The following is a 19,186-nucleotide window of genomic DNA, read 5'->3' as shown; positions in this document are numbered from 1 at the left end:
TTTCCGGAGATCATGACGCTTCCTTCTATCGGCCCCTACGGGGGCATCGCGCTGGTTCGCCCGCATGTCATGGGCATCGATGAGGCCGGTCGTGGGCCGCTGGCCGGGCCTGTTGTGGCGGGCGCCGTGCTGCTTGGCAAGAACGCCCCGGCCGGGCTCGACGATTCCAAGAAACTCTCGGCCAGCCGCCGGTTGCAGCTGGAAACAGAAATACACAAAACCTGTCTCTGGGCTGTGGGCGTGGTCGATGTCGAGACGATCGACCGCATCAACATCTTCGCCGCGACCATGCTGGCGATGACCCGCGCGGCCAGTTCGCTGTGCTCCAAGGCCGGGCTCGAACCGGATGAGGTTCTCGTCGATGGCAACAAGACGCCGGAGGGGCGCAGCGAGGGCTGGCGCTGGTCCAACGTGCGCGCAATCGTAGGCGGCGATGGCAGCGAGGCGGCGATTTCGGCGGCCTCGATCATTGCCAAGCAGCACCGAGACCGGATCATGCGTGTCCTGGCGCAGGCCTTTCCGATGTATGGCTGGGAGCGCAATGCCGGTTACGGCACGGCGGGGCACCTTGCCGCCCTGCGCGAACACGGGCCGAGCCCGCATCACCGCCGCAGTTTTTCGCCCATCGCCCAGCTCGAGATGGCTTTCTGATCGCGCGCCGCTGATCCCAGGCGCGACATCGGATTCCGGGCTGGCGTAAAAAAATTTCGCGAAGGTCCTCGGGGTGCTCGGCACAAGATGTTGAGTCGGTCGCGAATCGCCAGACTCCATATGCTGTGTCGGATTCGTTTTGTTCCGTTTTATGATACCTTGAATCATCAGGATTCCCGGCGAGTCGCAGCTTGACGGCGACTCGCCGATGAATCATTAGGGTCGTCTTTCCACAGTTAATTACGGTTTTAGACGGGGTCATAATGGGTCAGGTACTGGTCAAAGAACGGATTCGTGCGAAGGCACCTGCACCGACCCCGAAGGAACTGCTGCCGCTTGGCCAGATCATTCCGGGCGACTGCATCGAGGCGATGCGCCAGATCCCCGACGCGAGCGTCGACATGGTCTTCGCTGACCCGCCGTACAACCTGCAGCTGGGCGGCGATCTCGATCGTCCCGATGGCAGCCGCGTCGATGCGGTCAACGATGAATGGGACAAGTTCGCCAGCTTCGCGACCTATGACCAGTTCACCCGCGACTGGCTGACCGAGGCGCGCCGTGTTCTCAAGCCCGATGGCTCGCTGTGGGTGATCGGCTCGTACCACAACGTGTTCCGCCTCGGCGCGATCATGCAGGACATGGGCTTCTGGATCTTGAACGACATCGTGTGGCGCAAGGCAAACCCGATGCCCAACTTCAAGGGCACGCGCTTCACCAATGCGCACGAGACGCTGATCTGGGCGAGCATGGGCGAGAAGGCGAAGTACACCTTCAACTACCGCGCGATGAAGACGCTCAACGATGAACTGCAGATGCGTTCGGACTGGCACCTGCCGATCTGCAACGGCGCGGAGCGCCTGAAGAAGGACGGTCGCAAGGTCCACCCGACGCAGAAGCCCGAAGCGCTGCTCTATCGTGTGCTGCTCGCCACCACCAACAAGGGCGATGTCGTCCTCGATCCCTTCTTCGGCACCGGCACGACCGGCGCGGTCGCCAAGCGCCTGGGCCGCGAATGGATCGGCTGCGAACGTGAAGGCGATTATCGCGAAGCGGCGATGGAGCGCATCGAGATGGCGCTCGAACTCGACGAAAGCGCGCTCAAGACCATGCAGTCCAAGCGTGCGGCGCCCAAGGTTGCTTTCGGCACCCTGGTCGAGACCGGCTGGATCGCGCCGGGCACCGAGCTGACCGCCAAGAAGGGCAAGTTCACCGCGACCGTGCGCGCCGACGGCTCGCTCGCTTCGGGGCCTGTGACGGGATCGATCCACGGCGTGGGCAAGGAGCTGCAGGGCGCGCCGTCGTGCAACGGCTGGACTTTCTGGAGCATCCAGCACGAAGGCAAGCTCAAGCCGCTCGACGACATCCGCCAGCTCTACCTGCTCGCCACCGAACCGTGAGAAGAGGGCCGTTTTCACCCTCTCTCGACACCGTCCGGTAAAAGGCTAAAGAGCCGCCATGCCTCGCAAGATCTATATCCGCCCGATCGCTCTGGTCGACAGTCCCCAGAGCGAAGCGGGCAACGCTGTCCGCCTTGGCGGTTCGCTGGCCTGGGCCAGCCGCTTTGCCCTTATGGAGCGCAAGGGGCGCAAGGTCGTCGCGCGCACGCTGGTCGATGCGGCGGCCATGCCCGAGGCGATTGCGGCGCTCGATGCGCCTCTGAAGGCGCAGGCCGAGGCGCAGTGGGCGGCGCTTGCAAAGGTTCACGCACCGATCACCTGCGGTGAGCGCACGATCCGGCTCGACCAGCCGCAGGTCATGGGCATTCTCAACATGACGCCCGACAGCTTTTCGGATGGCGGGCGCTTCCTTGATCACCCCGATGTTGCCATCGACCATGCCGTGGGCATGCTGGAAGAGGGCGCCGCGATCATCGACGTAGGCGGCGAATCCACGCGGCCCGGCGCAGCCGCGGTCTGGGAAGGCGACGAGATCAAGCGCGTGGTTCCCATGGTCGAGCGGCTCGCCATGATGGGCGCCGCGATCAGCCTCGACACCCGCCGTGCAGCGGTTATGGAGGCGGCGCTGGCGGCCGGCGCGCACATCATCAATGACGTCTCGGCGCTGCGCTACGATCCTCGCAGCCTGGAACTGGCGGCCGCTTCGAACGCGCCGGTGGTGCTGATGCATGCGCCGGGCAAGGGCGATGACCTGCATTCGGGCGGGCAGTACGCCGATGTCGTGCTCGACGTCTATGACTGGCTGGAACAGGCCCGCGACGACGCCGTGGCTGCCGGTATCGATCCGGCGCGCATCCTGCTCGATCCGGGCATCGGCTTTGGCAAGACCCTGGCCGAAAACCTCGCGCTGATGAACGCCATCGCGCTCTACCACGCCCTGGGGCATCCGTTGCTCGTTGGCGCAAGCCGCAAGCGCATGATCGGGGCGCTCTCGAACGAGGCGGCGGCGCACGAGCGTCTGGGCGGTTCGATCACGCTGGCGCTCAAAGCCATCGAGGCGGGCGCGCAAATCGTGCGGGTCCATGACGTGGCCGAAACGGTGCAGGCCGTGCGCGTGTGGCGCGGAATGCGCGATGCCGCGCTGACCGACTTCTCGCAGCTGGTGGATTGATCGGGCACCTCAGGTACGATCGTCTCTCAAAATCTTGATCGCGGATGAACCGCAGATTTCTGCGGGATGAACCAGCAAGCTGCGGTGCGTGCAGTGGTGCACGCACCGCCGGTTTCGTCGCGCCAAGGGGCCGTTTCGTCTCTTCGCCGGGAGGGATTTTCCCGGTCGACCCGTTTCCCTCTCGAACGCAAGGCAATCGAGCCAAGCGCTGATTTCGAAGAAGGGAGATACGTCCCATGATCAAGACCAAGACCTTTCGCACCGCCGTTCTCGCCGCTGCCGTGGCCATCCCCGCAGGCGCAGCTGTTGCCGCCATGCCGATGAGCGACATGCCCATGACCGCCGAGCAGCAATGGGCGCAGACCGAGGAAGGCCGCATCATGACTTCGCCCATCGCGGGTATCGAGAACTCCCAGTGGTTCGACTACCAGGGCAATGTGCTGGAGACGAAGAAGGAGCTTTCGAGCGACCTCAAGCGCGCGACCGACCTGGAAGACGCCCGCGATGCCTACGGTGAATACGCGCACGAGTTGAAGGACAACCGCCTCGATTACGCTGAATACATGGCGAAGAAGGGCCACACGGTGCCCCGCGTCTACCTCGAGAACTGATCCGACCTCTTTCCCCTCAAGAGATCTGGACAAAAGCGTCGTTGGCCTTGGGCCAGCGGCGCTTTCGCGTTGGGGGCAAGCGGCTTCCGGGATGTCTTGAAAAGGTCATGGCGCTTTGGGAGAAGGTGCCATGCTGACCTCCTCGCGCCGCCGTTTCCTGTTCCTGTCCACGAGCGGCCTTGTCGCGGGTGGGGCTGCCCATGCGCAGTCCTCCACGCCAGCCGCGCTGTTGGAGCCCTACTACCGCGAACTGGAAGGCGAGGTCGCGCTGCCCCGCGCGCCGGAGGGGCCGCAACTTGCCTCGGAGACCGAGATTACTCGCTTTGCGGTCGGCAGCTGCAACAACCAGGAAGGCGACCAGTCCTTCTGGCAGGGCATCGCCAGCCGTGCGCCCCAACTCTTCCTCTACATCGGCGACAACGTCTACGGCGATCCGGGCTGGGATGGAGGCGCGGATCTGGGCTCGCTGCGCCGGGCGTACGAACGGCTCAATAGCCACGCCGAGTTCCAGCAATTCCGAAAGGCCGTCCCCATGCACACGGTGTGGGACGATCATGACTACGGCTTCAACGATGGCGGCGCCGTGTTCCCGTTCAAGCGCTGGTCCGAGCACATCTACGAGACGTTCTGGAATTCGCCCGAGGACGTGCGCGGGCGCGAGGGCGTCTACCATGCGCGTACCTACGGGCCGCAAGGGCGCCGCGTGCAGATCATCCTGCTCGACACCCGTTTCCAGCGCTCGCCGCTCGTGCCGCCTTCGCCGGGCCAGACGCTGCCGCTTAACGGGCGCTATGTGCCCGATACCAGCGCGGACGCGCAGATGCTGGGGGAGGCGCAGTGGGCCTGGCTCGCCGAGGAACTGGCAAAGCCTGCGGACCTGCGCGTGGTGGTCTCCTCGATCCAGGTGCTCTCCGATGCGCACTTGTGGGAGGGCTGGGAGCTGATGCCGCGTGAGCGCGAGCGTCTTTACGCGGCGTTGACTGCGCGCAAGGGCGGCGGGCTTGTCCTCCTGTCGGGCGACCGGCACGTTGGCGGGATCTACCGCAAGGACGTACCGGGGGCCGCGCAGGGCCTCTGGGAGATGACCGCCTCCTCGCTCAACCGGCCCAACGCCAGCAACGCAGAGGCAACCGCGCGCGAACCCGATGCCGACCGACAGGGAATGTGCGTGGGCGATGCGAACTTCGGCGAAGTCGCCGTGGACTGGGCCGCGCGCGAAGTGACGCTGACGGTCTGCCGCACGGACGGGCAGCCGCTCGTTACGCGCAGCTTCGGGTTCGCGACCTAACACTACTTTGGCAGAAGTTTACTGGGACGTCTGATGAGGCAACATCCGCAGTGAGGGCAATGCCCCGGCGGTGAGCGAGACAGGCGGTCAAGGATGGCCTGCCGCACTGCTGGCAAGGTGGGTTGGGGAGGCGGACCGAGGTTTCTTTTTTTTTCGCCCCGCCTGAGCGAGCCTTTGAGATTGCAGGAAGGCGTAGGCCATCATCGACATCAAGGCGTGGCGGTGAAGCCCGGTCCAGGATCGTCCTTCGAAGTGATCGAGGCCGAGTTCCTCCTTGAGTTGCTGATGCGCTTGTTCGCAAACCCAGCGCGCCTTGATCGCACCGGCGAGAGCCTTGATCGGGGTGTCGCCGGGCAGATTGGAGAGATAGTATTTGCGCTCGCCATTCGAGCGATGCTCACCAACCAGCCAGGCTTCCTCGCCCGGCATGTGCTGGGCCCCGGCAGAGCCGATCCGTTGAGGCGCACCATCGGCAATGCGCACGCGCATGGCGGCAAAGCGGGCCGTCAGCCGTCCCTTTGTTCCTTTGCGCCAACTGACCTGTCGCCACTTCGCGCCTTCGAGCATTGCGTGCGCGGCCATGGATTTGACGTCGGGCACATGTCGCACCCGTGGGCGACCGCGTCCTGCGACTGGGAAGATCAGTTGCACATCGGCCGGATAGACCTTCTGATGCCGGGGGATGCCAACCGCCCAGCAAAGGCTACGCGCACTCAGTGCCTGCCGGAACGGAGCCGACAGCCCGTAACCCGCATCGGCCAGCACGCAGCCAAAGCGCACCCCGGCAGCGATAATGCGATCGATCTCCTCAATCGCGATCTCTGGCTTGGTGCGGTATTCCTGCAAGGGCGTAGGCACGCCAACCTTGTCCATGCGCGCAGCATCGCTCGTCCAGCTTTCCGGCAGGAACAGCCGCAAGCTTAACATGAGGGGAACTTCGCCCGAGGCCAGTGTCACCGATACCATCGTCTGGCAGTTGGCATTCTTGCCCAGCGCCGTGGCGTATTGGGGCGCGACGCCAACCGAAGCCTTGCCCTTCTTGGGCAGGGCGGTGTCGTCGATGATCAACCAGGCTCCCTCACCGCCAACCAATTCATCCGCCTGGTTCCACAAGGTCGCTTCCAGTGGGGCGCTGTCCCATAAGCCAGCCCCGATGAAATGATGTAGCCGGTCGTAGGGTATCGCATCCGAACGGGCTGCCATGGGTTGGATGCTCTTGCGATCGCCGGGCCCGATCAGACCGGCGATATAGGCCGGGCACATTCTACGGCGAGTCTTGTTCCCCAAGGCTTCCAGATATGGCGCAAGCCACCGTTCAAGATCCGCCTGCCACGCCTCTTCCATCGCCAGCCTCCATCAAAGCTGGCTCCCCATGAATCACGCATTCAGCGACATGGGAATCCCGAAAATCAAACTTCTGCCAAAGTAGTGCTAAGCCGCGTTGTCGATGCCCAGATCAGCCAGCTTGCGGTAGAGGGTCGAGCGCCCAATGCCGAGGCGCCGGGCCACTTCAGTCATTCGGCCCCGATAAAGCCCGATGGCAAGGCGGATGACGTCGGCCTCGATGTCCTCCAGCCGGCGCAGGTTGCCGTCGGGGGTGTACAGCATCACGCCCGCACTCTCCTGCAGCGGATTGCCCGCGACGTTGGAGGGGCCGGGGCCGAGGATGGCGAGGAGCTGGGGGAAGTCCTCGGAGGTAAGTGCATCGCCGTCACAGAAGACCGAGGCCCGGAACAGCGCGGCCTGAAGCTGGCGCACGTTCTCGGGCCAGTCGTAGGCGGCCAGGAGCGAAAGCGCGCCATCGGTGATGCCCAGTTCGCGCAGGCCCGGCTGTTCGCCGATCCGCGCGAGGAAATAGCGGGTGAGGGCCGGGATATCGCCCGAACGCTCACGCAAGGGCGGCAGCATGACCTTGGTATGACCCAGCGCTTCGGCAAGCTCGGGAAGGAAGTTCCCGGTCGCGGCAAGGTCGGCCAGTGGCAGGTTGCTCGACGAGATCAGGCGCACGTCGATGCGGAAGGAATGGCGCGCGCCGATGGGGCGCACGTCCCCCTTGCGGATCGATTCCAGCAGGCGTTCCTGCACGGACATCGGCAGGCAATCGACTTCGTCGAGGGCAAGGGTCGCGCCGTCGGCGTGCTGGAGCGCGCCGACCTGGCGTTCGAATGCGCCGGGAAAGGCGCCTTTCTCGTGTCCGAACAGGACAGACTCGATGGAGTTGGCCGGAATGCCGCTGATGTTGATAAGGCGCAGCGGTAACTTCGCGCGCGAAGAAGCCGCGTGCATGGCGCGCACCAGCATCTCCTTGCCGGTGCCGCTCTCCCCCTCGATCAGCACGGGATGGTGGCCGCGCGCGGCCTTGGCAGCGACGGCAAGCGCCTTGCGGAAATTGGGGGCGGCCCCGATCATCGATTCGAAGTCGGGACGCGAGGGCATCTTCTCGGTGAGCGGGGCGAGCTCGTCACGCGCGGCCTCGCGCGTCGTGGCCGAGCGCAGCGCGTGCATCAGCCGTTCGGGTGCGACGGGCTTTACCAGGTAATCGCTGGCGCCCGCCCGCATCGCCTCGACCGCGAGCAGCGGCGAGGTGCTCGCCGTGATCATCAGGATGGGCAAGGCCGGGCGGCGCGACTTGAGTTCGCTGATGAGCGCGCAGGCATCATCGCCAGGCACCCACTGGTCGAGAATGATCGCGGAGAGCTGCATGCCCTGCCGGGTTCCGAGCATGGCAATGGCGGTTTCCGCGTCCTGCGCGATGACCGTGCGCCATCCCTCGCGCGCCGCCAGCGCCGAAATGAGGCGGCTCTGGGCCGGCTCGTCGTCGATCAGCATCAGCAGGCGTTGCTCGTATTCGGCCATGGTGCGCGTCAGGGTCCTCACATGTACCGGTTTGATACAGCACCTTATGTGCGGGAGGTAAAGACGGGATTAAGCTTGTTCCTTGCGACACGTAGCGTTGCGTTCGTCTTTAGGCTAATAGACCCGGCGTGCGCTGGACCCGATAACACTCGGGCGCCGTGCAATGCGATGATTTCGACTGCCCCCGCGATATTGCGCCTGGCGCCGGGCGGGGAAGGTTGAGGGAACTGGACCGGAGCCCTAGGCTGGCCACGGTCCGAATGAACAGGGGAAGGACGCAAGACATGGCTTCGGGGCACGACATCAAGACTTCGCAGGCAACCTACAACGGCTTCATCAAGGCCGCGACCTGGGGCACGGGCTTCTGCATCCTGGTGACCGCGTTCGTGGTGGGGCTCATCGCCTCCTGACCTGACACCAGGTCCACACCATTCGATAGAACAGGGGCTCGAACATGGTTACGGGCAGGAAGATCGCCGTTCTTCGCGAACGTGCGAGCGGGGAGACGCGCGTCTCGGCAACGCCCGAGACGGTGAAGAAACTGATTGCGCTGGGCGCGGCGCTCCATGTCGAGAGCGGGGCGGGCCTGTCGGCCTCGATCCCGGACGAGGCATACCGCGAAGCGGGGGCTGAGGTGGGCGAAGCGGCGGCAGTCGTGGCCGGGGCGGACATCGTCCTGGGCGTACAGGGCCCCGATCTCGCGCTCCTGTCCGGTGTGGAGCCGGGCGCGTGGGTGGTCGCCGGGCTTGATCCCTTCGGACAGCGCGCCCGAGTAGACGCCTATGCGCAGGCCGGTCTTGAGGCTCTGGCGATGGAATTCATGCCGCGCATCACGCGCGCGCAGTCGATGGATATTCTCTCCAGCCAGTCGAACCTTGCCGGGTACAAAGCGGTGATCCTGGCGGCCGACACCTATGGCCGGGCCTTTCCGATGATGATGACGGCGGCGGGCACGATCAGTGCGGCCAAGTGCTTCGTGATGGGCGTGGGCGTTGCCGGGCTCCAAGCGATTGCCACTGCGCGGCGGCTGGGCGCACAGGTCTCGGCGACCGACGTGCGCTCGGCGACGAAGGAGCAGATCCTCTCGCTCGGCGCAAAGCCGATCTTCGTGGAGAATGTCGCGGGGATCGAAGGCGAAGGCGCGGGCGGCTACGCCACCGAAATGAGCGAGGAGTACCAGAAGGCGCAAGGCGAACTGGTGTCGAGCCATATCGCCAGGCAGGACATCGTCATCACGACCGCGCTCATTCCCGGGCGCCCCGCGCCGCGCCTCATCAGCGATGCGCAGATTGCCTCGATGAAGCCGGGCAGCGTGATCTTCGATCTCGCCGCCCCGCAAGGCGGCAATGTGGAAGGAACCGTCGCGGACGAGGTGGTGGAAAAGCACGGGGTGAAGATCATCGGCCTGTCGAACACCCCCGCGCATCTGCCCGCCGACGCTTCGGCACTGTTCGCGCGCAACCTGTTCAATTTCCTCTCCGCCTTCTGGGACAAAGAGGCGGGTGGGCCCGTGCTCGATGCCGAGATCGGCGATGCCATTCGCCTGACGCAGGGTGGCAAGGTTGTTCACGAACGCCTGCTCGGCTGACAGGGAGGAGGAGAAGACCCATGGATTTCATCAGCATCCTCTCAATCTTCGTACTTGCCTGCTTCGTGGGCTACTACGTCGTCTGGTCGGTTACGCCCGCGCTGCACACGCCGCTGATGGCGGTGACCAACGCGATTTCCTCGGTCATCATCGTGGGCGCGCTGGTGGCGAGCGCGGCGGCGGGCGTGCCTGGCGCAAAGTGGCTTGGCCTTGCCGCGGTTGTCCTTGCCAGCGTCAACATCTTCGGCGGCTTTGCCGTCACCGAGCGTATGCTCGCGATGTACAAGAAGAAGGAGAAGAAGTGATGGGGCTTCCTCTCCTAGCCACGGTGGCACCCATGCCGGTCATCGAGACCGTGCAGGAGATCGAGATCATCGAGGGTCATGGGGTGAACCCCTGGGTGGCGCTCGCCTATCTCATCGCGGGTGTATGCTTCATCCTTGCGCTGCGCGGCCTCTCGCATCCCACCACCAGCCGCCGGGGTAACCGCTACGGCATGATCGGCATGGGGATCGCGGTCGTGACCACGCTGGTCACACACGAGATCGCCAGCCTGCCCGAGATCGCCGGGGCCATTGCTCTTGGCGGGGTGATCGGCTTCGTCATCGCGCGGCGCATTGCCATGACCGCGATGCCCCAGCTCGTCGCCGCATTCCACTCGCTCGTCGGACTTGCTGCCGTGCTGGTGGGACTGGCGGCCTGGCTTAATCCCGGTGCCTTCGAGATCCTCGATGCCATGGGGCAGATCATGGTCGCCAGCCGCATCGAGATGGGCCTTGGCATCGCCATCGGCGCGATCACCTTTTCGGGTTCGATCATCGCCTTCCTGAAGCTCAACGGGAACATGTCGGGATCGCCGATCCTGCTCCCTGGACGGCATATCCTCAACCTGGCCGTGCTCGTCGCGATCCTGGGCCTCGTGGCTGCCTACGCGATGAGCGGGGCAGGCGGGCCGGGCGAGGGGCTGCTGATCGTGTGGATCACGCTCCTGGCCTTCGTGATCGGCTTCCTGCTCATCGTCCCGATCGGCGGGGCGGACATGCCGGTCGTCGTCTCGATGCTCAACTCCTACTCGGGCTGGGCGGCCGCGGCGATGGGCTTTACGCTCCACAACACCGCGATGATCATCACCGGCGCGCTGGTGGGCTCTTCGGGCGCGATCCTGTCCTACATCATGTGCAAGGCGATGAACCGCTCGTTCGTCTCGGTCATCGCAGGCGGCTTTGGCGCAGATGCGGGCAGCGCGGCGGGCGAGGGTGGCGCGAAAGAACAGCGTCCCTGGAAGCGCGGTTCGGCCGAGGATGCGGCCTTCCTCATGAAGGAAGCCGAGAGCGTCATCATCATTCCGGGTTATGGCATGGCGGTCGCGCAGGCGCAGCACGCGCTGCGCGAGATGACCGATATCCTCAAGGAACACGGCGTCTCGGTGAAGTTCGCGATCCACCCCGTGGCGGGGCGCATGCCCGGGCACATGAACGTGCTCCTCGCCGAAGCCAACGTGCCCTACGACGACGTCTTCGAACTGGAGGACATCAATTCCGAGTTCGCGCAGGCCGACGTCGCCTTCATCATCGGCGCGAACGACGTCGTCAATCCGGCTGCCCGCACTGACAAGTCTTCGCCGATCTATGGCATGCCCGTGTTCGACGTGGAGAAGGCCAAGACGATCTTCTTCATCAAGCGCTCCATGGGCGGGCAGGGTTATGCAGGCGTCGACAACGAGGTGTTCTACATGGACCAGACCATGATGCTCCTGGCCGACGCCAAGAAAATGGTCGAGGAAATCGTCAAGGCCCTCGATTAACCCCTTGGAAAAATGGGTGGCGCCCCCGACCTTGCGGCAATGACCACACTAATCCGACTGGCCGTACTGGCCGCCGTCCTGTTTGCCGCCTGGACCTTCGGCGTCCCTGCCTATGCGCAGTGGCGTATCGACGGCGCCCTGCGCGAGGCCGGTGTGCGCGAAAAGGTCGCCACGTGCATCGCAAGCCGCATGGCCGGGGACCTCTCGCCCCTGCAGCTCTGGTCGCTGCGCAGCCTGGAGGGCGAGAAGGCGACCATGCGCGACTGGCTCGACGCGGTCGGCCGGATCGAGGATCCCCAGGTGCTGCGTGTCGCGGGGCAAAGCGCGGTCTTGTGTTCGAGCGGGCTCGCCCGCTAGGACGGGAGGACGGATCGCTCAACGCCCAATGCGGGAAAGAATTTCAGCCTGATGCTTGCACCTTACGCTTCCGATCCGGCCCGTTCGCGCGGCCGGGAATTCCCCATGGAAAACGGCCTCGCGCGCGGCGAGCGCAGCCCTTACCAGCGCGACCGCGATCGTATCATCCACTCGATCGCGTTTCGCCGTCTGCGCTACAAGACGCAGGTCTTCGTTGCGCCCGATGGCGATCATTACCGCGTGCGGCTGACGCACAGCCTGGAAGTCGCGCAGATCGCTCGCGTGATTGCGCGCATTCTGCGCCTTGACGAGGACCTCACCGAGGGGCTCGCGCTGGCGCACGATATCGGCCATCCGCCCTTCGGTCATGCCGGAGAAGAGGCGCTCGACGCGGCGCTCCACAAGGCGGGCGGCTTCGATCACAACGCCAACACGCTGCGTACGCTGATGCGCATCGACAGCCCCTATCCGCACCACGACGGGCTCAACCTGACCTGGGAGACGCTGGAGGGCCTGGCCAAGCACAACGGGCCCGTCGCCAATCCGACCTGGGCGCTGCGCGAGCTTAACGCGGCCTACGATCTGGAACTGGGCACCCACGCTTCGCTCGAGGCGCAGGTGGCCGCGCTTTCGGACGATATTGCCTACGATAACCACGACATCGACGATGGCCTGCGCGCGGGTTTCCTGGATCTCGACGAACTGCTTGCACACCCCTTCATTGCGGCCAATTGGGGCGAGGTGGAACGCCGCTATCCTGATATCTCGCGTGAGCGCCAGCTGGCCGAACTGCTGCGCAGCCAGATCGGCACGATGGTCAACGACCTTGTCGCCGAATCGCAAAAGCGCCTTGTCGGTGTCGAAAGCGTCGAGGACGTCCGCGCCGCAGGGCGCCCGCTCATCGCCTTCTCCGCCGCGATGGAAGAGGGCGAGCGCGCCTTCAAGCGCTTCATGTACGAGAAGCTCTATTACCATCCCGAACAGCTGGAGACGGCGAAGCGCGCCCGCGCGGTCCTGGCCGAACTCTACGCTGCCTATTCACAGGAACCCGTCCTCATGGACGAGAGCTGGATCGACACGCTCCCGCGCACGGAGCCCGAACGCAGCCGGCATATCGCGGACTACATCGCCGGCATGACCGACCGCTTCGCGATCACTTGCCATGAGAACATCTATGGCCGTACGCCCGCGGGCCTGAGCAATGTCTGATACGGGCGGGGCGGCGGGCCCGGTCCGCCGTATCTGCCTGGTCGGGGCAAGCGGCCTTGTCGGGCAGGCCGTGCTGGCGGAGGCGGTGGGACGCGAGGACGTACGGATCATCGCCGTGGCCCGCAGCGAGGTGTCCCTGCCCGAAGGGGCGCGCATGGACGTGCTGACCGGGCCGCTCGAAAGCTGGCCCGATCTCATTGCCGCCGCGCGCGCCGACGTGCTCGTCTGCGCGCTGGGAACGACCATCGCCAGGGCCGGTTCGCAGGACGCCTTCCGTGCGGTCGACCGCGATCTCGTGGTCGATTGTGCTGAGGCGGCGCGTAGTGCCGGAATCGACCACATGATTGTCGTCTCCTCGGTCGGCGCGGAACGTGGAAGCCGCAATTTTTACCTCTCGGTGAAGGGCGAGATGGAAGAGGCTCTGGGCAAGCTGGGCTTTCGCCGCCTCGATATCCTGCGCCCCGGGTTGCTGCGCGGACATCGGAGGGAGCAGCGGCGGCTGGAGGGTCTCGGGCAGGTCCTGGCGCCGTTGGCGGACGGCCTTGTGCTCCATGGACGCTGGCGGCGGTTCCGTTCGGTCCGTGCGCGCGATCTTGCGCAGGTGATCGTCAGTGTCGCGAAGGAAAAGGCGCAGGGGCGCTTTGTTGCCGAGCACGATAATTTTCGTAGGGTGTTACAAAAAATACCTGCTTAATTGTGCAATGCGGTGATGCCCGATTGACTTGGGCTCCCGCCTGAACCAATCGTGAGGCGATCGCTGGCAGCGCGGGAGAGACCTGCGTGATTCGCAATTGCTTATGGCCGTTGCGCATTACGAATAGGCGCCGAAGGAGCAACCGCCCCGGAAACTCTCAGGCAAAAGGACCGCGCCTGCTGATAGCGATACTCTGGAAAGTGTCGGGCCCGAAAGGGTCAGGCCGCCGACGGTGTAACCTCGACGATTGGTCCTTTTCGGGCCGCTTTGAAGGGGGAAAACTCTCAGGTTTCCGTGACAGAGGGGGCACCGAACTGGTGTGACCTGACTGTTGCGGAGCTATGCCTTGAGCGAAATTTCCGATTTTGAGAATGACCCCGACCTGGAGCCCATCGAGCCGGCCATCCTGCCGCTTGACGCCTGGCACCGGGGCAAGGGCGCGCGGATGGTCGAATTTGCCGGCTACCCCATGCCCATCCAGTACGAGGGCATTCTGGCCGAGCACCTGTGGACGCGCGAGAGCGCCGGGCTGTTCGATGTCAGCCACATGGGCCAGCTGTACATCGCGCCGGCCGAAGGGGCCGAGATCGATGTCGAGGCCGCGCTGGAAGCCGCACTTCCCATCGATCTGGCGACGCTGAAGACCGGCTCGGTCCGCTACTCGCTGCTGCTCGATGAAGAGGGCGGTATCCTTGATGACCTCATGGTGACGCGCTGGAACAGCGGGTTCTACCTTGTCGTCAATGGCGCGACCAAGTGGGACGATATCGGCACGCTGCGTGAGTACCTGCCCGACGAGGTGAACATCAATCACCTCGACGACAATGCCCTTCTGGCGCTGCAGGGCCCCAAGGCGGTCGACGCGCTGGCGCGCCACGCCAAGGGCGAGACCCCGCTCACCGAGCTGAAGTTCATGAAGGGCGCGGCCTACACGCTTGGCGGCGTCGAGGCCTGGATCAGCCGTTCGGGCTACACCGGCGAGGACGGCTTCGAGATCGCGATCCCGGGCGAAGATGCGGCCAAGGTCGCGGACCTTCTATGCGGTGAACCCGAGGTCAAGCCGATCGGTCTGGGCGCCCGCGATTCGCTGCGTCTGGAAGCGGGCCTGCCGCTCTATGGCCACGACATGACCCCCGAGCAGGGCGCGGTCGAGGCCGGGCTGATCTTCGGCGTCAACAAGCGTCGCCGCAGCGAAGGGGGATTCCCCGGCGCCGCGCGCGTCCAGAAGGATCTGGCCGAGGGCACGCAGCGCCTTCGTATCGGCCTGGCGCTCGAGGGCCGCATGGCCGCGCGCGAAGGCGCCAAGGTGATGTCGGGCGACAACGAAGTCGGGATTGTCACTTCGGGCGGGTTCGCCCCGACCCTCCAGCACCCCATTGCCATGGCCTATGTCGACACCGCCCTTACGGCGAACGGCACGGCCCTGCAGATCGAAATGCGTGGCAAGCGGCTCGACGCGCGTGTCGTCGCGATGCCGTTTGTCCCCAACCGTTACGTCCGCTGAGGAGCTTGCACCCATGTCTGTTTACTATTCCGAAGATCACGAGTGGATCGAAGTCGAGGGCGACCTCGGCACCGTTGGCATCACCGATTACGCACAGGGCCAGCTGGGCGACATCACCTTCGTCGACCTGCCTGAAGAGGGCGCGACGGTCGCCAAGGGCGATTCCATTGCCGTCGTCGATTCCGTGAAGGCGGCAAGCGACGTCTACACCCCGGTTTCGGGTGAGATCGCCGAGACCAACGATGCGCTGGCCGACGAGCCCGAACTCGTCAACTCCGACCCCGAGGTCGGCGGCTGGCTGTTCCGCGTCAAGCTGGCCGACGCCAGCGAGCTCGAAGAGCTCATGGACGAGGCGGCCTACAAGAAGTTCGTCGCGGGTCTCTGATGCCGGTGGCCTCCCGCTCGCATGAGGGGGAGGCCCTGGGACTGCAGCTTACGGACAGGGCTGCGGCCCCTTTCTGTGCGCCCCCGGAATGGCCCGGGCGTGCGCCTCCCTCTCATTCAGGAATGCAAGCCTGATGCGCTATCTCCCCCTTACGCCTGCCGACAGGTCCAGCATGCTGGAGACCGTCGGGGCCTCGTCGGTTGACGAGCTCTTTCGTGACGTGCCCGAAGCGGCGCGTCTTTCCGGACCCATCGCGGGCCTGCCCATGCACGCCAGCGAAATGGCCGTGGAACGCCACCTCGGCAAGCTCGCCGCGAAGAACCTCGACGCGGGCTCGGCCCCGTTCTTCCTGGGCGCGGGCGCCTATCGCCATCACGTGCCGGCCTCGGTCGACCACCTGATCCAGCGCGGCGAGTTCCTCACCGCCTACACCCCCTACCAGCCCGAAATCGCGCAAGGTACGCTGCAGGTCCTCTTCGAGTTCCAGACGCAGGTCGCGCGCATGTTCGGCACCGACATCGCCAACGCCTCGATGTACGACGGCTCGACCGCGTGCTGGGAAGCCATCCTGATGGCCGCGCGCGTGACCCGCAAGGGCAAGGCCGTGCTCTCGGGCGGCCTGCACCCGCACTACGGCGAAGTGGTGCGCACGATGGCCAAGTTCACCAGGGACGAGATCGTCAGCCTGACGCCGGAGCTGTCCGCGCAGACCGACGATGCCGCCGTGATCGCCGCCATCGATGAGACGACGTCCAGCGTGGTCGTCCAGTACCCGGACATCATGGGCCGCATTCCCGACCTCGAAGCCATCGCTGAGGCGGCTCACGCCGCCAAGGCGCTGCTGATCGTGGTCGTGACCGAGCCGGTCGCACTCGGCCTCCTCGAAGCGCCGGGCCACCTTGGCGCGGACGTCGTGGTGGGCGAGGGCCAGTCGCTGGGCGTTGGCCTCCAGTTCGGCGGGCCGTACCTGGGCCTCTTCGGCTGCCGTGAGAAGTTCGTGCGCCAGATGCCCGGACGTCTGTGCGGCGAGACCGTCGATGCCGAGGGCAAGCGCGGTTTCGTGCTCACGCTCTCGACCCGCGAGCAGCACATTCGCCGCGAGAAGGCGACGAGCAATATCTGCACGAATTCAGGTCTTTGCGCGCTGGCTTTCAGCATCCACATGAGCCTCTTGGGCGGGGAAGGCCTGGAGCAGCTGGCCGCGATCAACCACGATCGCACGCAGGCGCTGGTCGAACGCCTCACGCAGATCCCGGGCGTGTCGCTGCTGAGCGATGCCTACTTCAACGAAGTCACGCTGGTCCTGCCGCGCGACGCCCGCGAGGTCGTGCGCGAACTGGCCGACAAGGGCATCCTGGGCGGTGTCTCTCTCGGGCGCCTGTTCCCCGAGCAGGTTGACCTCCACAACGGCCTCCTCGTCACCGCGACCGAGACCGTCACCCTGGAAGATATCGAGGAATTTGCCGCCGGCCTTGCGGCGGTCCTGGAAGGAGAAGCGGCATGAGCGGTGTGAACACGGCAGGCTGGCGTCCCAGCATGAACGAAGTCGCCCCCGGCGACATGGTGCCGGCCACGCAGAGCGGCGACCGCGCGCTCATGCTGGAAGAGGCGCTGATCTTCGAGCTGGGCTGCGAAGGCCAGACCGGCGTCGACATCGAGCCGGCGAGCAAGGCCGTCTCGCCTGCGCTGGCGAAGTTCCGCCGCAAGGCCGCGCCCGCGCTGCCTGGCCTCTCCGAGCCCGAAGCGGTGCGCCACTACACGCGCCTCTCGCGCCAGAACTACGGCATCGACCTTGGCCCGTTCCCGCTCGGCTCGTGCACGATGAAACACAACCCGCGCCTGAACGAGAAGATGGCGCGTCTGCCCGGCTTTGCCGATGTCCACCCGCTCCAGCCGCAGAAGACGGTCGAGGGCGCACTTGAAGTCATCGAGCAGCTGGCCGACTGGCTGATGAAGCTGACTGGCATGGCGTCGGTCGCGATGAGCCCCAAGGCGGGCGCACATGGCGAACTGTGCGGCCTCCTGTGCATCCGCGCCGCGCTCGATGCGCGTGGGGAGAGCCGTGAGATCGTTCTGGTTCCCGAAAGCGCGCACGGCACCAACCCGGCAACGGCTGCGTTTGCGGGCTTCAAGGTCCAGGCCATTCCGGCAACGCCCGAGGGCCGCGTCGATCTGGAAGCGCTCAAGGAAAAGCTGGGCCCGGACGTTGCGGGCGTGATGATCACGAACCCCAATACCTGCGGCCTGTTCGAACCGGACCTCAAGGAAATCGCGGACGCGGTCCACGAAGTGGGTGGCTATGTCTATTGCGACGGCGCCAACTTCAACGCCATCGTCGGGCGCGTGCGTCCGGGGGACCTCGGCGTCGATGCGATGCACATCAACCTGCACAAGACCTTCTCCACGCCCCACGGCGGTGGTGGTCCGGGCGCGGGTCCGGTGGTGCTGTCGGAAGCGCTTGCGCCTTACGCGCCGCTGCCCTTCGTGACGCGGGGCGAAGACGGCGAGGTTCGCCTTGTCGAGGAAGAGAACCGCGGGGAAGGGCACGAACGCGCCTTTGGCCGCATGGTCGCCTTCCACGGCCAGATGGGCATGTTCACGCGCGCCCTGGCCTATATCCTCAGCCATGGTGCAGATGGCCTGAAGCAGGTGTCGGAAGATGCCGTGCTGAACGCGAACTACATCCTGCGCAGCCTTGAGGACGTGCTGGAGGCACCGTTCGGCAAGAGCGGCCCGTGCATGCACGAGGCGCTCTTCAGCGATGCGGGCCTGCCCGAGGGCATCTCCACGCTCGACATCGCCAAGGGCCTGATCGACGAGGGCTTCCACCCGATGACGGTCTACTTCCCGCTGGTGGTCAAGGGCGCCATGCTGATCGAGCCGACCGAGACCGAGAGCAAGCAGGGCCTCGACCGCTTCATTGCCTCGATGCGCAACCTTGCCCAGCGCGCCCGCGAGCAGGACGAGAGCCTGCATACTGCGCCCCACTTCGCGCCGCGCCGCCGTCTCGACGAGACCCGCGCTGCGCGCAAGCCGGTGCTGGTGTGGAAGGGCGACGAGGCCGCCTGAGCGCCTCGTCCCCATCGCACATTCCCCTTCGCACATGAATGCGGCCGCAGTCCCCATGGGATTGCGGCCGTTTTCGTAGTCGCCACTCGCGATTGCGTGGCGCGCGATCAGTTGATGGCGCGCTCGCCTGCCTGGCCCACCGATTCCACGTCGCGGCCGAGGCCCTTGACGGTGTTGCAGGCGCTGAGCCCAGTGAGCAAGCCAAAGGCGGCGAGGAGGGTAAGCGATTTGCCGATCATTGCGGTCGATCTTCTCGTGGTGGATGGAGCGACCTTCTTACGCGAAGCATCGCCATCCTGCCAAGATCGACCGTCCCCGTTCGGCTTGGGGACGGAACCGGACCGCGCAGGCGCTCCTGCTGGAGGAGAGGGGTGTCTGCACGGTCCGGCTCTGCCGGATTGGCTCAGTTGATGGCGTCGTCGCCCGCCTGGCCGACCGATTCGATGTCCGCGCCGGCACCCTTGACGGTGTTGCACGCGCTCGCACCCAGGACGAGGCCGCTGGCGAGGAGGGCGAAGGTGAACTTCTTGATCATGGCGTCTTTTCCTTTTCGTGCCGCGAGGCCGCAAGCGGCCGGGTCGCAGGGAAAAACACGCAAGCCA

At 65.3% G+C, this 19,186-nt stretch carries 20 protein-coding genes and 2 riboswitches; of the genes, 16 read left to right on the top strand and 4 right to left on the bottom strand.

The features are described 5' to 3' along the window. The first annotated feature begins 12 nt into the window (after positions 1–12). The 5 genes from HT578_RS03380 (at position 13) to HT578_RS03360 (ending at position 5,118) form a co-directional block, all read left to right on the top strand. On the top strand, positions 13–651 hold the full coding sequence (locus HT578_RS03380; RefSeq protein ID WP_213502169.1) for a ribonuclease HII: 639 nt from the start codon (positions 13–15) through the stop codon (positions 649–651). Positions 652–914: 263 nt separating this feature from the next. Then, the gene (locus tag HT578_RS03375; protein ID WP_039393134.1) at positions 915–2,048 is read left to right on the top strand and encodes a site-specific DNA-methyltransferase; all 1,134 of its coding nucleotides are present in this window, start codon (positions 915–917) and stop codon (positions 2,046–2,048) included. Between the two features lie 58 nt (positions 2,049–2,106). Further along, positions 2,107–3,219: a dihydropteroate synthase gene (gene folP, locus HT578_RS03370; RefSeq protein WP_213502168.1), complete on the top strand. Its 1,113-nt coding sequence runs from the start codon at positions 2,107–2,109 to the stop codon at positions 3,217–3,219. A 236-nt stretch (positions 3,220–3,455) separates the two neighbouring features. Next, the gene (locus HT578_RS03365; protein WP_039393139.1) at positions 3,456–3,830 is read left to right on the top strand and encodes a hypothetical protein; all 375 of its coding nucleotides are present in this window, start codon (positions 3,456–3,458) and stop codon (positions 3,828–3,830) included. Between the two features lie 130 nt (positions 3,831–3,960). After that, positions 3,961–5,118, top strand: a complete 1,158-nt coding sequence (locus HT578_RS03360; protein WP_213502167.1) for an alkaline phosphatase D family protein — start codon at positions 3,961–3,963, stop codon at positions 5,116–5,118. An 87-nt stretch (positions 5,119–5,205) separates the two neighbouring features. On the opposite strand, the gene HT578_RS03355 is transcribed toward HT578_RS03360, so the two are convergent. Both HT578_RS03355 and HT578_RS03350 read right to left on the bottom strand, forming a co-directional pair. Next, a complete protein-coding gene (locus HT578_RS03355) occupies positions 5,206–6,462 on the bottom strand; it encodes an IS701 family transposase (RefSeq protein ID WP_213499689.1) in 1,257 nt (418 codons plus the stop codon). A gap of 87 nt (positions 6,463–6,549) precedes the next feature. Continuing rightward, complete coding sequence (locus HT578_RS03350; protein WP_039393142.1) at positions 6,550–7,974, bottom strand: sigma-54-dependent transcriptional regulator; 1,425 nt, start codon at positions 7,972–7,974, stop codon at positions 6,550–6,552. Between the two features lie 284 nt (positions 7,975–8,258). Here HT578_RS03350 and HT578_RS03345 point away from each other — a divergent pair, with 284 nt between their 5' ends. The 11 genes from HT578_RS03345 to gcvPB all read left to right on the top strand — a co-directional run bounded on the left by HT578_RS03345 (position 8,259) and on the right by gcvPB (position 18,584). Next, positions 8,259–8,384 carry an aa3-type cytochrome c oxidase subunit IV gene (locus HT578_RS03345; RefSeq protein ID WP_084592220.1) on the top strand — a complete coding sequence of 42 codons (126 nt, stop codon included), beginning with the start codon at positions 8,259–8,261 and terminating at the stop codon, positions 8,382–8,384. Between the two features lie 44 nt (positions 8,385–8,428). After that, the gene (locus HT578_RS03340; RefSeq protein WP_213502166.1) at positions 8,429–9,562 is read left to right on the top strand and encodes an NAD(P) transhydrogenase subunit alpha; all 1,134 of its coding nucleotides are present in this window, start codon (positions 8,429–8,431) and stop codon (positions 9,560–9,562) included. 20 nt (positions 9,563–9,582) lie between these two features. Then, the gene (locus HT578_RS03335; protein WP_039393145.1) at positions 9,583–9,867 is read left to right on the top strand and encodes an NAD(P) transhydrogenase subunit alpha part 2; all 285 of its coding nucleotides are present in this window, start codon (positions 9,583–9,585) and stop codon (positions 9,865–9,867) included. A 32-nt stretch (positions 9,868–9,899) separates the two neighbouring features. Beyond that, a complete protein-coding gene (locus tag HT578_RS03330; RefSeq protein ID WP_213504015.1) occupies positions 9,900–11,366 on the top strand; it encodes an NAD(P)(+) transhydrogenase (Re/Si-specific) subunit beta in 1,467 nt (488 codons plus the stop codon). Between the two features lie 39 nt (positions 11,367–11,405). Then, on the top strand, positions 11,406–11,723 hold the full coding sequence (locus HT578_RS03325) for a hypothetical protein (RefSeq protein WP_213502165.1): 318 nt from the start codon (positions 11,406–11,408) through the stop codon (positions 11,721–11,723). A gap of 48 nt (positions 11,724–11,771) precedes the next feature. After that, positions 11,772–12,932 carry a deoxyguanosinetriphosphate triphosphohydrolase gene (locus HT578_RS03320; RefSeq protein WP_213504013.1) on the top strand — a complete coding sequence of 387 codons (1,161 nt, stop codon included), beginning with the start codon at positions 11,772–11,774 and terminating at the stop codon, positions 12,930–12,932. Then, entirely contained in the window at positions 12,925–13,626 is a 702-nt protein-coding gene (locus HT578_RS03315) for an NAD(P)H-binding protein (protein ID WP_213502164.1), read from the top strand. The genes HT578_RS03320 and HT578_RS03315 overlap by 8 nt, the downstream gene beginning before the upstream one ends. A gap of 62 nt (positions 13,627–13,688) precedes the next feature. After that, positions 13,689–13,809, top strand: a riboswitch (glycine riboswitch). Further along, positions 13,810–13,937, top strand: a riboswitch (glycine riboswitch). It begins immediately after the preceding riboswitch. Between the two features lie 35 nt (positions 13,938–13,972). Continuing rightward, a complete protein-coding gene (gene gcvT, locus HT578_RS03310) occupies positions 13,973–15,130 on the top strand; it encodes a glycine cleavage system aminomethyltransferase GcvT (RefSeq protein ID WP_422394368.1) in 1,158 nt (385 codons plus the stop codon). Positions 15,131–15,143: 13 nt separating this feature from the next. Continuing rightward, a complete protein-coding gene (gene gcvH / locus HT578_RS03305; protein WP_039393152.1) occupies positions 15,144–15,515 on the top strand; it encodes a glycine cleavage system protein GcvH in 372 nt (123 codons plus the stop codon). Between the two features lie 133 nt (positions 15,516–15,648). Next, the gene (gene gcvPA, locus HT578_RS03300) at positions 15,649–17,019 is read left to right on the top strand and encodes an aminomethyl-transferring glycine dehydrogenase subunit GcvPA (RefSeq protein ID WP_213502163.1); all 1,371 of its coding nucleotides are present in this window, start codon (positions 15,649–15,651) and stop codon (positions 17,017–17,019) included. Further along, positions 17,016–18,584, top strand: a complete 1,569-nt coding sequence (gene gcvPB / locus HT578_RS03295; RefSeq protein ID WP_213502162.1) for an aminomethyl-transferring glycine dehydrogenase subunit GcvPB — start codon at positions 17,016–17,018, stop codon at positions 18,582–18,584. The genes gcvPA and gcvPB overlap by 4 nt, the downstream gene beginning before the upstream one ends. A gap of 107 nt (positions 18,585–18,691) precedes the next feature. Here the strand turns inward: gcvPB and HT578_RS03290 are convergent, their stop codons facing one another. Both HT578_RS03290 and HT578_RS03285 read right to left on the bottom strand, forming a co-directional pair. Further along, entirely contained in the window at positions 18,692–18,823 is a 132-nt protein-coding gene (locus tag HT578_RS03290) for an entericidin A/B family lipoprotein (RefSeq protein ID WP_084592221.1), read from the bottom strand. A gap of 164 nt (positions 18,824–18,987) precedes the next feature. Then, positions 18,988–19,119 (bottom strand): entericidin A/B family lipoprotein, encoded by a 132-nt coding sequence (locus tag HT578_RS03285; protein WP_039393160.1) that lies wholly within the window; start codon positions 19,117–19,119, stop codon positions 18,988–18,990. Between the last annotated feature and the right edge of the window lie 67 nt (positions 19,120–19,186).

The organism is Novosphingobium decolorationis, from assembly GCF_018417475.1.
Lineage (GTDB): Bacteria > Pseudomonadota > Alphaproteobacteria > Sphingomonadales > Sphingomonadaceae > Novosphingobium > Novosphingobium decolorationis.
This window is presented reverse-complemented; position numbering and strand designations above follow the sequence as displayed.